This is a genomic window from Candidatus Ozemobacteraceae bacterium, from assembly GCA_035373905.1.
Lineage (GTDB): Bacteria > Muiribacteriota > Ozemobacteria > Ozemobacterales > Ozemobacteraceae > MWAR01.
Genome location: DAOSOK010000046.1, coordinates 1 through 15,010, shown reverse-complemented (window position 1 = coordinate 15,010; position 15,010 = coordinate 1). Strand labels below are relative to the sequence as shown.

The 15,010-nt window shown below is 59.8% G+C and carries 12 protein-coding genes; all 12 read right to left on the bottom strand.

Annotated elements, in window-relative coordinates; genetic code table 11:
* Position 1: 1 nt before the first annotated feature.
* The gene (locus tag PLU72_17775; GenBank protein HOT30030.1) at positions 2 to 3,502 is read right to left on the bottom strand and encodes an IPT/TIG domain-containing protein; all 3,501 of its coding nucleotides are present in this window, start codon (positions 3,500 to 3,502) and stop codon (positions 2 to 4) included.
* A 15-nt stretch (positions 3,503 to 3,517) separates the two neighbouring features.
* A complete protein-coding gene (locus tag PLU72_17770) occupies positions 3,518 to 4,225 on the bottom strand; it encodes a hypothetical protein (protein ID HOT30029.1) in 708 nt (235 codons plus the stop codon).
* A 54-nt stretch (positions 4,226 to 4,279) separates the two neighbouring features.
* On the bottom strand, positions 4,280 to 6,133 hold the full coding sequence (locus PLU72_17765) for a hypothetical protein (protein ID HOT30028.1): 1,854 nt from the start codon (positions 6,131 to 6,133) through the stop codon (positions 4,280 to 4,282).
* Positions 6,134 to 6,196: 63 nt separating this feature from the next.
* Entirely contained in the window at positions 6,197 to 7,882 is a 1,686-nt protein-coding gene (locus tag PLU72_17760; GenBank protein ID HOT30027.1) for a hypothetical protein, read from the bottom strand.
* 3 nt (positions 7,883 to 7,885) lie between these two features.
* The gene (locus PLU72_17755) at positions 7,886 to 9,691 is read right to left on the bottom strand and encodes a hypothetical protein (GenBank protein HOT30026.1); all 1,806 of its coding nucleotides are present in this window, start codon (positions 9,689 to 9,691) and stop codon (positions 7,886 to 7,888) included.
* A gap of 49 nt (positions 9,692 to 9,740) precedes the next feature.
* On the bottom strand, positions 9,741 to 10,199 hold the full coding sequence (locus PLU72_17750) for a hypothetical protein (protein HOT30025.1): 459 nt from the start codon (positions 10,197 to 10,199) through the stop codon (positions 9,741 to 9,743).
* A 16-nt stretch (positions 10,200 to 10,215) separates the two neighbouring features.
* Entirely contained in the window at positions 10,216 to 10,935 is a 720-nt protein-coding gene (locus tag PLU72_17745; protein ID HOT30024.1) for a hypothetical protein, read from the bottom strand.
* Positions 10,936 to 11,115: 180 nt separating this feature from the next.
* Entirely contained in the window at positions 11,116 to 11,622 is a 507-nt protein-coding gene (locus tag PLU72_17740; GenBank protein ID HOT30023.1) for a hypothetical protein, read from the bottom strand.
* A gap of 224 nt (positions 11,623 to 11,846) precedes the next feature.
* A complete protein-coding gene (locus tag PLU72_17735; GenBank protein HOT30022.1) occupies positions 11,847 to 12,257 on the bottom strand; it encodes a DUF6306 domain-containing protein in 411 nt (136 codons plus the stop codon).
* 32 nt (positions 12,258 to 12,289) lie between these two features.
* Positions 12,290 to 12,802, bottom strand: a complete 513-nt coding sequence (locus PLU72_17730; GenBank protein HOT30021.1) for an N-acetyltransferase — start codon at positions 12,800 to 12,802, stop codon at positions 12,290 to 12,292.
* Positions 12,803 to 12,881: 79 nt separating this feature from the next.
* A complete protein-coding gene (locus PLU72_17725; GenBank protein HOT30020.1) occupies positions 12,882 to 13,424 on the bottom strand; it encodes a flavin reductase family protein in 543 nt (180 codons plus the stop codon).
* A 170-nt stretch (positions 13,425 to 13,594) separates the two neighbouring features.
* Positions 13,595 to 14,614, bottom strand: a complete 1,020-nt coding sequence (locus tag PLU72_17720; protein ID HOT30019.1) for an IS630 family transposase — start codon at positions 14,612 to 14,614, stop codon at positions 13,595 to 13,597.
* Positions 14,615 to 15,010 lie beyond the last annotated feature (396 nt).

Here is a 15,010-nt window from a genome sequence, read left to right as displayed (position 1 = left end):
GTCATTGCAGCGACGGGGTCATCGACCTGATCATCTGATCGCTCGCCGTCAGATACAGGATACCGGCTTCATCGACGGCGATGCCGCGAAGATCGGGGCCGAGATCGACCCGTACGAGATACCCGGCGTATTCCTCGGATGCATGCTCGGGGGAGAACTTCTGCATGACGCCCGCCGCCCCGTCGATGACGAAAATCGAACCTTCCGAGTCGACGGCGATGTCGGACGGGCCGAGAAATCTGCACGGGCCCTGGTCGGGCTTGGCAGATATCGACGTGTCCGTTCCATGCCAGCCGTCCCCGTCAGCGGTGTCGGCGCCCCACCAGCCGAGGAACGTGCCGCCGGCGGAGAACTTCTGCACCCTCGCGTTCGCAGTGTCGGCAACGTATATATTTCCTGATATATCTACGGCGACGCCGCGGGGGGTGTCGAACTCCCCGTTGCCGTGGCCGAAGGTGCCAATACTCTTCTTCCATGTCCCGTCGGGGCCGAGAATCTGGATGCGGTGGTTGTCGGCGTCGGCGATCATCAGGTCGCCGTTGGGCAGGAGCTCGAGGCCGGCCGGCGACCGGAATTGGCCGTTCCCCGTGCCGAAGCCGCCGATGGTCTGAGCCAACCGTCCGTCGGGATCGAACCGGTGCAGCCGAGCGTTGCCGGAATCGACGACCCAAAGCGAGCCGTCGTCGGCGACCTGGAGCCCGGAAGGTCCGCGCATCTGGCCGTCGCCCGTTCCTTTCGATCCGATGCGCCGGACGAAGGCGCCCGACGTCGTGAAGACGTTGATCAGGCCCTCGGCTCCGTCGGAAACATAGGCCAGGCCCCGCCGTTCATCCACAGCGATGCGGTCGCACATGGTCAGCAGGCCGGAGAGATCCGGCTTCCGCTCGGCCTCAAAGGCACCGGCGACACTGAACTTCTGCGCGCGGGAGTTCCCGTAATCCGCCACCCAGACGCTTGCACCACTGACGGCGATGCCGGTCGGACCATCGAGCTGACCTGCCTGTTCGCCGCCCGTCGCGATTTGCGACGCGACGCCGGGGCCGACAGGCAGAACCTGGAGCCGGTTGTTGCCCGTGTCGGCCACGATCAGCTTTCCGCCTGCCTCGAAGCCGAGGGCGGTCGGGCTGGAGAACTGCCACAGAGCGCTGCCCTGGGCGCCTGTCCGGCCGGAGCCGGCGACATGCCACCCCGTGCTTCCAAGGTTGTCGAGGCCCCACCAGCCGATCGCATTGCCGCTCGAATCCAGCCGATGAATCCTGTTGTTGTCGGTATCTGCGACGTAGATGTCGCCGATGGCGGAAATCGCGACGCCGTTGGGATAATTGAACTCGCCGTCGCCGGTGCCGACGGTACCGATCGCCTGCAGGAAGGTGCCGTCCGGCGCGAACTGCTGGAGCCTGTTGTTGTCGGCATCGGCGACCCAGATGTTGCCCGCCGCATCCACCGCCATGCCCGAAGGGGCATTGAACTTGCCCGGGTCCGCGCCGGCGGTTCCGACGGTCAGGATTAGGTTGCCGGCCTGGTCGGTCTTCTGGAGCCGGTGATTGCCGCGGTCCGACACCCAGAGATTGCCGTCACGATCGATGAGGAGGCCCCACGGATCGAGCAGCTGTCCGGGTTCCTGGCCTTTCGACCCGATCCGGGAAACGGTCGAACCGTCGGGCGAGAACTTCCAGATGACGCAGTTGTCGCGGTCGGCGAGAAACACCGTCCCGTCGCCCGCGACAGCGATGCCCGGCGTCATCGGGAACGCGCTGTATCGCTTGCCGGACCAGGTGTCCGCGACCTGGTATTTGTTCGCATACTCGACCGACAGGCTCGGAGACTGGATCGTCAAGCCCCATATCTTGACGGACACAGGGCCCGTCACGGCCTGCGGGGGAATCGTGAAGGTGATTTCGCCGTCATCCCAGGAATCGGGCGTGACGACGACGCCCGAGGCGAGCCGCAGCTCGCTCGTGCCCTGGTCGGGACCGAAACCGGCGCCCATCATCGTGATCGAGGCGCCGCGGAGCGCGCGGGCGGGGGACACGGCCGTCGCTTTCGAGACGGTGAACGTCTCGCCCGCGTGCGACCGGCCCCGGATGACGGCCGTTACGGGCCCCGTCGTGGCCAGTCGGGGAACGCGCGCCTGGATCGTCTTGTCCGCCCACAGGAGGACCGTCGCCTCGCGGCCGTTCACCAGGACCTGTCCCGGATTGTCGGCGTCGAAACCGAACCCCTGAAGGGTGATGATGGTTTCCGGCGGGCCATAGAGAGGCGTCATCACGATCTGGTAATCCACGACCGTGAACGTGGCCGCGGTCGTACCGCCGTCCCTCGTCACGACGCTGAGAGGCCCCGTTTCGGCTTCTTCGGGAACCATCGCGACGATCCTGGTCGCGCTCCATTCCTTGAGAGTCGCCGACAGGCCGTTGAACCGGACGTCGGGAGTTCCGCCCGCCGAGCTCGCGAAGCCGGTTCCCGTGATCGTCACCCAGGATCCCGGAACGCCGCTCTGCGGCGTGAACGTCGCGATTCGCGGCAGGACGCCCGTGATGCCGCCGACCGCCCAGGCAACCTGCGCCTCTCCGGGAACGCCGGCATGGTCCGTGACGCGGATCGTGACCGTCGCCAGGCCGCCTTCGGCGGGAGCCGTCCATATCCGGTGCAATATATCGGTTCCGGCTTCAAGCGTTCCGGCCGAAGACTCCCACGAAGGCGCGAGAACCGCATCGGCGGCGTCGGGATCGTCGATCGCAACACCGATCGGCACCCGCTGACCGGGCGAAACGGCCTCCGGGGCCGATGCAACGAACAGCACGGGAGGATGATTCCCGGACGTTGCCGGCAGCATCACGATCCGGAAAACGGGCGGATACTCCGTGTCCGGCATCCCAACCGAAAAGAGGTTCGTCTGCCTGCCGGGGGCCTGGAGAGACAGGGAGAGTTCGCGGGTGGAGGAGGGGAGTTCCGGAACGCGGAAACTCCCGTCGATGGCGGACGAGAGGGTGATGCCCCAGAACGTGATCCTGCCGTCCGTGACGGGTTTTCCCGCCTCGTCGAGAAGATAGCCCGTCAACGCTTTCACGCCGGGCTCGAGGGTCAGGACGTGTGCGATTTCGGTGTATCCGGCCTGAATCGGACCGGATCGCGCCCACAGGGTGTTCGATCCGGCAGCGCCCGAGGCGCGAATTCCGAGAACGGTTCCGGCCGGATACGTGATGCGGGCGACCACGCGGCAGGCCTGATCTGCCGGAACACCCGTCAGCAGGAAGGCTCCCGTCGAGGCAACCGTCGACCGGATGGAGGGATACTCTTCGATCCAGGCCTCGCCCGTCCATGCCGCGGCGTTCGAAATGCCCTGGAGATTTCCCATGATGATGCCGCCCGAAACCGCGCCGCCACCTCCGCCTCCGCCACCGCCGCAGCCCCAGATTCCGATGAGCAGCACAAGCGCAAGCAGAGACACCGTCGCCGACCATCGGAGACCGTGGGGGAGGAGGTGCTGTGTCGACGGCATTCGGTGAGCTCCGGTTCAGCGTTCGGGAACGATCGTTTTTTCCCATCTCCCCGTCAGGGGAAAGGTTGCGGAAGAAAGCTGGGATGAGCGATATGAGCCCTTCTGTGTCACATCGGCGACGGAATCCGTTCGCGAGACGGTCAACGCGTCACCGCTCGCAAAGCTCGAGGAGGAGCCGGACATCGTGATCGACCGTACGGCTCGCACCGCTCCGCTTTTCTTCTGAAGCGCCGGCACTCTGATTTCCCCGGTAAAGGTCAGAACGACGGCCGGAGAGGCCAGTTCGGCGGGAATCATGCCGAGGAAGCTCCATCCGGCAAGGGAGCCTTCCGTCATGGCCCGGCTGGCGAGAGGAACATCGCCGGTTTTCACGTCGAGCGCCCAGACGGGATTTTTTGAATAGTCTATCGAATACTCAGGACCGAGTTCCCGGACGATGCGTCGTTTCAGTTCGTCCACCTCGGTCGATGACGCAACGATCGAAACCTGCGCGTTCACCGAGACGTCGCCGCCGACCCTCATGACGATCGGCTCCCGGACGGGGTCTTCCGGGGCATGAACCTCGATCCCGACGGGCAGGCAGGTCACCTTGCGGGACTCCCGCGAAATGGCGACGACGCGGATCGTCGACAGCCCTTCGTCGAGCCGCTCCTGTTCTGCGGCGAACGCAGGCAGGCCGAATCCTCCCATAATAGTCAATAATATATATATGTATCTTTTCATATTCGGATAAACCGGCCGCGCGGGCTGCCCCGCGCGGCCGGCATCAGGCACAGATCAGCTTTCGGGCAGGAAGTCGAGGTCGGTGAGATACCACTGGTCGCCGATTTCCTCGATCAGGTTTTTGATGACGATTTCCTTCTTGTTCTTCTTGGAGTTGAACGTGACCTTCGCCTCGATCTCGGGCTCCTCGTCGCCGGGGGCCTTTTCCACGAGTACGAAGAAGTCGGTCGTCTTCGGGGTGATGGTGCCGGTGTAGGTCTTGGCCGGCTTCTTGGTCTTGAGGCTGACGTTCACGTTCGTCAGGTCGGAGGGCTTGCCCTTGAACGCCGCGGGCATGAGCTCGTTGTCGGGGAAGTTGCTGCCGTAGAAGGTCACGAGCGTGCCGCTGAGGTTGATCGTCTCGAGGTTGGCCATCGGGGTCGAGATCGCGGCTTCGCCGTCGAACATCTGGTCGACGGACTTGAAGGTGAACTTCTTCGTCTGGCCGCCCACGACCTGCGTCACGTTGATGGTCTGCTCGTATTTGAGTTCGCTTTCCTTGCCCTTGTATGCGTCGAGCACGCCGGCCATCGGGAAGAGAAGAGTATAGCGCTCGTTATTCTTCGCGTCTTTCCAGACGCCTTCCTTGGCGGTCCACTTCGCCATCTGAGTCGGGCACTTGGCGACCGGCTTGCCGGCCGGATCGAGCACCTTGACGGTGACGGCGACTTCGGTGATGCCGACGGCGCCGGCATCGCCGACGTCGGGCAGGCTGTACCAGGCGCTTGCCCAGTTGCCGGCCGGCATGGTGATGACGCACTTGTCCTGGACGTCCTTGGGCCAGTTGGCCAGGGTGATGACGCCGCCGACGGCGGTCTGGCGCTTCATGATCTGCTGGCGGTTCATCGAGATGACGGTCTTGCCCTTCTTCACCTTCTCGACGGACTTGAGGGCGAAGCTGACGCCGACCTTGACGATGCCGCGGCCACCCGCATCAGGCTCGGCGGCCTTGGCGGGGTCGATCTTCTCGGGTTCCTGCATGGAGAACATTTCCTGCTGCAGTTTCTCGATGATCGGCAGCATGTATTTGTCGATCTGCTCGTCGGTGAAGTGCTCGCCGGAGATGCTCTCGATCGTCAGACACTTGTTCGTGACGAGATTTTCGCGCACCGTCGAGATGTCGGCCTTGGCGCTGCCGCTGCAGAACCAGCTGTTCCAGGAGACACGCGCCTTGGAATCGGTGCTGAGGTGTTTGAAGGTCTGGTCGTAGTCGAGGGTGACTTTGAAGCCGGCCTTCGGCGTGAGACCGTTGAAGCTGAAGGTGATGTTGATCGGGATGCCGCCGCCGGACTTGACAAGGGCGTCGGAGAAGTCGGCGCCAAGCTTGTTCAGGTTGATCTGGATCGGAATCGACTGGTTGGCGAACGCCGGTGCGATATCGGGAGCTTGGGGAGCATCGCCCAGCTTCTCGCCGCCGGGACCCCAGACGGTGAGCTTCGCATCAACCATCGAAAGCGGAGAAAGCAGAATTTCGGTATTCTTTTTGCCGGTGTGCTTGGCCAGTTCGTTTTTCAGCTGATCGAGGCCGCCGGGGGGGAGCGCCAGATTGACGGCACACTGCATCACGCCGCCTTCCAGAAGTTTCTGAGGATCCTCGGGATCCTTGGCCTGGTATTTCACCAGGGAAAACACCGGGATTTCCTTCTTGGTCGTGGCATCCTTCATCGTGTCGAGTCGGATCTTGCTGGGGACGTAATACCACTGGTTGGGTTTGACGGCATCTTGAATGCAGGTCACATGCTCCTTATGACCGTCGACGGTGATGGTGAAATCCGTGGAATCCCCATCAGCCAGACTCGCCTGAGCCCAAACCGCCGGACTCGCGCATAAAACCATGATACAGACAGCCAGATACAAGAACGTTCTCATTCTCCCTACTTCTCCTTTTTTCGATATCAGTTCACGCCTTCAACGACGTGATGTATCCGTGAATCAGCGCACATCGGACGAGGGTTTCCAGTCTTCGTCCGTGAAATACCACACGCCGCCCGTGAAATCCTGTTCGCGGGGCTGGCCGTTCAACGCCCAGGGAATCCGTCGGCCGGCAGCCGTACGGAAAAACACGTTTGCCTCGACGGCCCCGGGGGTGTCGAGCGAACCAGCTTTGACGAGCCAGACGAGCGCTTCAGGAACGACCTGTTCTCCGGCCCGCTTCTCGTTCTGAAGGGTTTTCGACAAGCTGCGGCGCTCCTGGCGGAGGTTGACCTCGACCTTCGTCAGGCGGTTCGGATCGCTCGTCGGGGCTGTCCAGTCCAGCAGATGGAAGTCCAGCGTCAGGAGGTCGGCGATCGAAAGAGGGTTCGTGAGCGGGATGTCGCCCGTCACGACGGGGGTTTCCTCGATGTTCTCCAGCTTGTTCCCGTCGCCGAGGGAAACGGTGCTGACGACGCGAAAAACGGCGTCATCGAGAGGCTTGCCGGCGCCGGCCAGCAGGTCTTTCAGGGAAAAGCGGAGCATGGTCTTCGGAAGCTTGTCCTCGTCGCGCCACTTCGTATTGGGCTTCCAGAGGGCGACCTGCCGGGCGTATTCGTCTCTGCCCCGCATCAGGGATACCCGCATCGCGATGCTCTCGATCTCGATCGATTCGGGAAGCCGGATCATGGGCAGGGCGAAGTAGGTGCAGTCCCAGTCCGTCTGGGCATCTTCGAGAATCATGTGTTCCTTGCGAATGGACTCAGGGTAGGGGAGGAAGGTGAAAAAGCCCTTGCAGGCGACCCGTTGCGCCGTCCGCTCCCGCTCGAGCAGCCTGGTTTCCTGCAACGCCCGCCGGCCTTTGCTGATCGTCGCTTTCGACGAGGAGCCCATCGGGGCGGAGCCGGTCTTGTCGATGATCTGCTGACGGCCAGGTCCCGCTCTGCGCCAGTCGCGCTTTCCCGTGCCCGCCGGTGCCGCCGGCCCGGCAAACTCGTGTTTCGTGACATCGCGTGTGACGAGCGTTGCGGCGGGCGAAGCCGTCGCCGAAATCCGATCGCGCCAGGAGAGATCGCCGCGTGGAGCCAGTCGCGCCGAAAGTTCGAATTCGAGCCCCGTCTTGTCGAGGAGGAGCCTGTCGGCAAGGTCTGCATCGTTTTTTTCGAGGGTCACGAAAAAATCGGTCAGTTCGCTGTCCGAGAACCCGCCGATCCCTCGAGAAACGCTCGCGACGCCGATCACCGCTTTCCGTCCGGGCGGCTTGATACGTATCTCCATCTCGTCGGCCGGCAGCATGCGGATCGTCGTCGGCCCGCGCCCCGACCGTGGCAGCCTGGAAACCAGGGTCCGCACTACGTCAGGCGGCGGAAACAACGCGAAGCCGCACCGGAGAACGCCGAAATCCTGCATCCGGTTAGGATTGCGGGGGTCGGGCCGTTGGAACCGGTAGTACCAGAGATTCGGATGGGTAACCTTGTCTTCCTGATATTCGGCCAAGGCCGGGTTCGTCAGCATGCAGAACCACTGCGACGGGTTCACCTGGCTTCGGATCAGGAGGCAGGAGTAGTCCCGGCTTCCCCTTCTGACGGTGATCTCCTTCTTCTCGAGATTCGCGGCCGAAGCGGAATAAGAGCAGGCGGCGAACGATACGAGCATGAATATATATATTACTATATTCACTGCGCGGATCGCTGCGTGCGTCGGCATCTGCTATCTCTTGCCCACCAGCATCAGGTCGAAATACCCGTCTTCGGTCGTCTTGTCGCTTCCGAGCAGGACCGTGATCGTATTCATGCCGGGCTGCAGCAGCGAGGCGGGGATATCGGCGCGAACCCGGTTCCAATAATCGTAGTCGTGGCCGTCGCGGACTTTCATCAGCGGGTCTTCATCGATCATCTTCCCGTTCAGGTAGACGACGGCCGCATCGTTGCTGGCGACCTTGAGCGTCAGGGTCCTGAACAGATCGGGCCGGTCGACCCGGAAATCCTTGCGGAACATAACGCCTTCCGACGGCTTGAGATACGTCTTCACGAGAGCCGGGGTCAGCCGGTGCGAGGAACCGAAGCCGAAGGGACAGGAGCCGGTCTTTGAAAGAGTGAACGATGCGGGGTTCACGGCAACCGGGTAATCCCAGGCGATATCGTCGATCTCGGGGCGGTCGAAATCATACTGCCAGTCGCTCGAGCGGCGGTCGATGATGACGGATTCGGAGGCGGGCAGGGGGACGCGCTGCTGTCGCATCTGTTTCAGCAGGCGTGCGACGTCTTTCTTTTCCGAGATACGGCGGCGCTTGAGCTCGGTGGCGTGCTGAGCGTCTTCGGTCGTGTCGAGAATCTTCGGGGTGAGGAACACCATCAACTCGCTCTTGCCGCGGGTTTTCGTCTTGCTCGTGAACGCCTTGCCGATGATCGGAATGTTGCTGAGGCCGGGAATCCGCTTTTCCGTGACGTCGGACTTTTCCTCGATGAAACCGCCGAGAACGATGGTTTCGCCGTTGGCGACGGTCAGGTTCGTCTGGGCCTCGCGCATGGTCATGCGGGCCGTCCCTTCCTTCGCGTCGTAGGAGCCGACGCCGTTGATCGTCTGGTGCACCTCGATATCGATCTGGCCGCTCATGTTGATGTGCGGGGTCACGTTCAGCTCGAGGCCGACGTCCTTGATGTCGAACGTCTTGATCGGGCCGGCGTCGGACGGGCGCACCGACTCGATGAGGGGAAGCTTCTCGCCGATCTTGAACGTCGCCGTGCGATGGTTCGCCGCGATGATGTGGGGTGACGAGAGAACCTTCACGTTCCCCTTCTTCTTCGTGGCGTTCAGGAACATTTTCAGCTTGTTCTGCGAGGTGAGGAACGCCTTGAACCCGTCGACGGCGGCGGAGGGATCGTTCTTGTCGATCGTTCCGTGGTCCGCTCCGACCGTCAGCATCGACTCCTTCGAATTGAAGGGGTTGCTCGTGAGCGACTTCATTTCGAGGCCGTAGGTCTCGTTGTCGGAAATCGTCACATCGACGACCAGCACGTCGATCATCACCTGGCCCGTCCGGAAGTCGAGGCTGCGGATGACCTCTTCGACGTCCTTCACGATCGGCGACTCGGGGTCTTTGGACTTGATGAGAATCGCGTTGGTGATCGGATTCTCGGCGATCTTGATGTCGCCCGCGCCGGTTTCGTTCTCGAACAGGGGCGTCAGGGTCTTCATGATATCTTCGGTGCGGGTGTACATCAGATAGACGGTCGTACAGTTTTTCGACTTGTTGACGACCGACCTGGTCGAGGGAACATACTCCTCGCTGAACTCGTCGCTGCCCGCGGCCACGGTTTCGGATGCGGTCTGCTCGTCGGGGTTGACGGTCGCTGCGTCGGAGGCTGTCTCGGAGGCGGAGGCCGTATCCTGCTCGTCGGTTGTCACCGTCGAGGCGTCATCGGATGTCGATTCGGCATACGACGGCCCCGTCAACGAGACCATGGCCGCCAATACAATTACAATGAGTATTATATCATAACGATTCTTTTTCATCGGTTTCGAACCTCTTTCGGAACGGGATGCGAAGTGCGGCATTGCCGTATCAGAAGGACACGGAAACCAGGCGAACCTGGATTTTGGCGACGGCGCCGCGGTAGGCGGCGGAGATCCAGGCGGTTCTCGACGGCTCGACGGTTTCGCCGGAGGACGGGTCATCCCATTTGAGGGTCGCCAGCGCGACACCGCCCTTCAGATCGGCTTTCCCGTCTGACAATCCCGACCAATCGCCGCCTTTGTCGCTGAAGGCAAAGGCGACGCTGTCATCGGCGTCGGCCGCCGGCTGCCCCGTCTCGTCGAAAATCGCCGCGGTGACGATGGTGCTGCCGCCGGAAGGAAGGGTGTCCTCGGAGATCGACATCCGGATTCTGTAGCCGGATCCTTCCGAAAGGTCAGTCGTGGTGGGCCCCGACGAGTTATCGCATCCGGTGAGGATGATGGACAACGTGGCTAGAACGGCCAGGGAGATGAGAAGGCTCTTGATCTGGTTTTTCATGTTCGACACCGCTTTCCTCCGGATCTTACGGCAGAACGGCAACCGAGGTGGATGCCGTCTTCCCGTCGACGATCGCCGAAATCCAGCAGACGCCCTGGACGGCCGGGGCCGTGAACTCGGTCAGGAACACGCCGCCGCTCGCGCTTCCCGAATCTTTATCGAAGGTTCCGCCTGCCAGGCAGAACATCTTGACTTCGCTGTCCAGCGGCACTCCGCTGGCGTTCGTGACGAAGACGACGACCGGCAGGGTCGCCGAAACCTTCACGGAATCGGCAACGGGTGAGACCGACACGCGCGGCGGAGCCTTCTGCTGATAGACGATCTCGAAGGTCGTCGATCCGATGGCCACCGGCGAGGAGAACGTAAGCATCTCGACGCCGGCATCCTGACCGGCCGTGACGGTACACTGAACGACGCCGTTCTTCGTTTCCATGTCTCCACTCGAGCTGACGGAACTGCCGAGTTTCGAGCCGACCGTGACCGGCGTGCTGTCCGCAACGGCATGACCATACTTGTCTTTGACGTAGACGACGACCGGCATGGATTTTCCGGCGGTGAGCACGCTCGACGCCGGCACGACGGTCACGGAAGGACCGACGCCCCGAAGCGTCTCCGTAGGCAGGCCCATCCAGCTGCTCGAACGGCCTTCCGAAGCGCCGCTTCCGCAGCCAGCCATCATCGTTCCGAGAAGGGCCAGGAACGCCACCATGCCGATCAACGCCGGAATGCGGGCAGACGATTTCATCCGCTCAGATAGTGCAAAGGGGTACACAGTCGTGTTTTGCCTCACAATTCTCTGTCTCTCCAAATTTCCCGTGCATTCCCGCACGGCAACGGGGTACGTTTCGATAAAAACTGGGAATAATACGTTGAAATCTCATTTCTGACAACACAATTTCGCAGAGCGTCCCGAAATTTGAACGCTCTATGGCCTCATCACCTTCGATCCGATGCGCGAAACGAGCGGCATCACGATGACCATGCCATCGCGATAGATCATAGAAACGGCATACTCACATGCTTGGGGGGTATCCGCCATCGGATGAATCGTCAGATCGAGTTGCGGGGCGCGATCGCTGCTGTTGAACGAAAGGGTGCGCGAATAGTGCCAGCCTGTCGGCGACAACTCGAGCCGCGAGGCCAGCCCGCGGAAGGCTGCGGCGAACGCGTCGCGAAAAGCGGCGTCCTCACGGGGAATGCCCCGGCTGATGATGAACCGTCGCGGAGGATCGTTGCCGAGGCATTCCTGGCTGATGATGATCCCGCGGCCGTCAGGGTCGATGAGATATCGCCCGCTCTCGACGGTGCCGGTATACTGCGCGAAGAGAATCCTGAGAATCTCTTTTTCCGGATGATACAGAGCGAACACGACGATATCGTCGCTACTGAGAGCGAACGAGCCGCCCGTTACGAACAACCAGCCGTCAGCCACAGGGATCCCCGCGTCGAATGCGTAGGCGCGGCCTCCCGGCGTATCGTCGAGGCGTCCTGACCGGATGGCTCGTTTTATTTCTTCGCGGTCTCGAACCACCTCTTCAAGCGCTGTCGCTTTTCTCGGTTCGGAATTGTCTGTCGGCGCCGGGGCGGTTTCAGATGGCGAAATCAAGACGAAACCGAAACAAATCGTCAGAAGCCATGTTCCGATGAACCGTTTTCTCATCGCCCGGGGCCGAGGAGTTCTTTCAGAGCGTCGACGTTCTCTTCGTGCTGGATTCGGATCGATTCGAGAAGCATTCGGTCGGAGACTTTCATGCCGAAGGCGCGGGAACGGCGAATCTGTTTTGCGACCCATTCCTGGCCCTTGACGAGCAATTCCAGTTTTTCTTCGACGGTCGGCAGAGCTTCGACTTTCCGGACGAAGTCGCCCGTTCGCTGCGAGACCGGATAGCCGGCATTCTCGATCATCGTCTTGAGAATCTGGCAGTTCATGCCTTCATCCCGCAGGAACCGCTTCGCCATCTCCCGGATTTCGGGGTCGGCGATACCGGAAATGAGCGCACCAAGCACTTTTACCCCCGCCCGCTCCGCCTCGAGCAGCCTGTTCAGAACATCTGAAGTCTCGTTCACACGCATTTCATTCATATATTATTATATATACTTCAGTGGTCAGCCTTGAACGCGTCGTGGAAGGCGACGCTGCCGCGCGGGACCCGGCCATCGAAGGAGAGAGCGAAGAACACCTCGGGCGGCACGCCCTCGAAGACGAGATCCGGCGTATTGATGAATCCGAATTTCGTATAGTATCCGGGATGCCCAACAAGACAGCAGCCTCGGGCATTCATCTTCCGCAGCCGCGACAAGCCTTCCCGTATGAGGGCCGAACCGATGCCTATTCGCTGATGCTCCGGCAGTACCGATACGGGCCCGAGGCCATACCAACCGGGCGTGCCGTCCGACATCGTCACGGGCGAAAAAGCGATATGCCCGACCACCCGTCCATCAAGTTCGGCGACAAGCGAAACGGCAAGAGCGTTCGCCGCCCTCAGCGCCGCGACGATGAACTGCTCGGTGTGACTGCTGAAGTCGAGGGTTTTGAACGCCTCGATCGTCACCTCTGAAATGGCTTCGACGTCGCCGGATGTTTCACTCCTGATCGTGATATTTCGTTCCACATGATCTCCTTCCGGTAGCGTACACCACCACTTTCAGTGGGCTTTTCATGTCATGCATGAACGGCATGAGAACAAAGGGCTAGATACCGTCCGGAAGCTTTGACTTCATCATTTCTCTACGGTTCAACGTGCGCCCGTCCACGATAAACGTTCCGTCACCAACGGCGTGAACGGTTCGCTTCTCTTTTCGTGAATGGTCAAAATATGCAGCAATGCCTTCCAATACCACGATATTGTGCTTTTCGACGATATCGATAACGTTGCATTCGATATTCGCCAGGCATTCCTTGATCAAGGGCGCTCTGACATGTCTTCCTTCCACTGGAGTCAGTCCGAACGTTTCGAATTTGTCCGTGTCGGCACCGGAACATGTTCCCACTCCAACGACCTTATCCAGCTGATCCTTTGTAGGAATTGAAATGACACAGTCCTTCGTTTCTCGGAGTGCGGCATAGGAATAGTTCCATGGCCCGGTGGTGATGGCAAACTTCGGTGTGAAGTCCATCACCATCGTCCACGAGATCGTCATGATGTTGTTCTTCATTCCGTCGTTCGTCGTAACGAAGACAACCGGACCTGGTTCGATCAGCGTGAAAGCTTTACTGATCTGCATTATTTTCAATGCACGTGCTCCTGTCCTGTTAATCTGACTTGCGATCAACGAATATTCTGCTTTTCACCAATGATAAAGTAATTTCCATTTTCATTTTTAACTGTCATTTCTGTATCGGCATTTCCTGAACGTTCCTTGTTTTCTCGAACATACCAACTGTCTCATAAGTAGGAAGACTATTATGCAGCATATTTTACATGAGATTCTTGAAAATATCGGGCAACCTTCTTTGGTGTTCTCTGGATTTCCCGCATGAAACCATGCACTTTGGCCTTCAATTCATCCTTGGTTCTCGACGTCGTGCGGCCCATTTTGCCTTTGAGTTCGTTCCAGACCAGTTCATCAGGATTGAGAACCGGAGAATATGGCGGAAGGAAGAAGAGCCTGAGTTTTCCATTGGTTGATTCTACAAACTCTCTGACTCGAGCTGTCTTATGAATACCAAGGTTGTCCAGAATCAAAAAGACAGGTGTCTTGGCGTTGGTCATCAGCCGTTGAAGAAACGTACAAAATTCTCCGGTGCGTATTGTCCCATCTACCACCATAAAACGCATGTCTCCACGAGCTGTTACTGCGGAAATCATAGACACTCTGAAATGCTTTCCGGTCGTTCGTATGGCTGGGGTGTTCCCCTCCTCGCCCCACGTTGTGCCACTGTGATGACTGGAAGAAACATCTGCTTCATCACCGAAGTAAATCGTTGCTCCGGCCTGTCTGGCAGATTCCTGAATGTTGGGATATTCCGTGGTAAGCCAATGTTCGACAGCCTTGGGGTTCTGTTGAATTGCCCGATGAAGCGGCTTCTGAGGCGAAAGTCCCATGCGGCGAAGAACACGGCACATTGTTGCCTTGCTCACTCTGACACCATACTTGCGATAGAGGGCCTCGCCGAGCATTTTGGCAGTCCAAAGAGCAAAGGAAAAGAGCAGTTGCCGCGGATCCTTTTTTACGGTTCTGAACAACCATTTCATCTGGGAAGGCGAAAGAGTTGGAGGGCGCCCGAAGAGTTTCTTGGCGCGAAGAGCATCAAATCCACCCTCGTAGTAGGCAGCAAGCCATTTATAGATGCAACCACGGGACATCCCGATAGATTTGATAACAACTTCGGGACTTTCCCCTGCAAGAACCGACTTCACAGCACGAATTCGAAGCTCCTCAAGAGCTTCGTGACTGACTTTTCGCCCATCGAACTCTGTCATACCAAGAGTATACACGAAAAACCTTTATGCCGCCATACTTATGAGACAGTTAGTAATCAGCAGAAACCCACCGGCTCGGCTCAGTTGTCCACACCTTCTCGTGACATTTGCAAGGTGAATCGAAGGCGTCAGCACCACCTGTTTAATCATCCACTCTTTGCAGGCAGCCGCAAAAAGCGCAAAAACGGGCAGGCGGAATCGGGCGGTTCCGGATATGTTTGATCACATGAGCAGCACCGCAAAGAAGGCGTCGACCGTCGAGCAGTATCGTGAACGCGTTCAGGCCGTCCTTCTTCATATCCAGCGGGATCTGGACGGCGAACACACTCTCGAGGAACTCGGTAAGCGGATAAACAACCCCAGTATTTCAGGCGATCTCCAGGCGTGCGCGGTCGA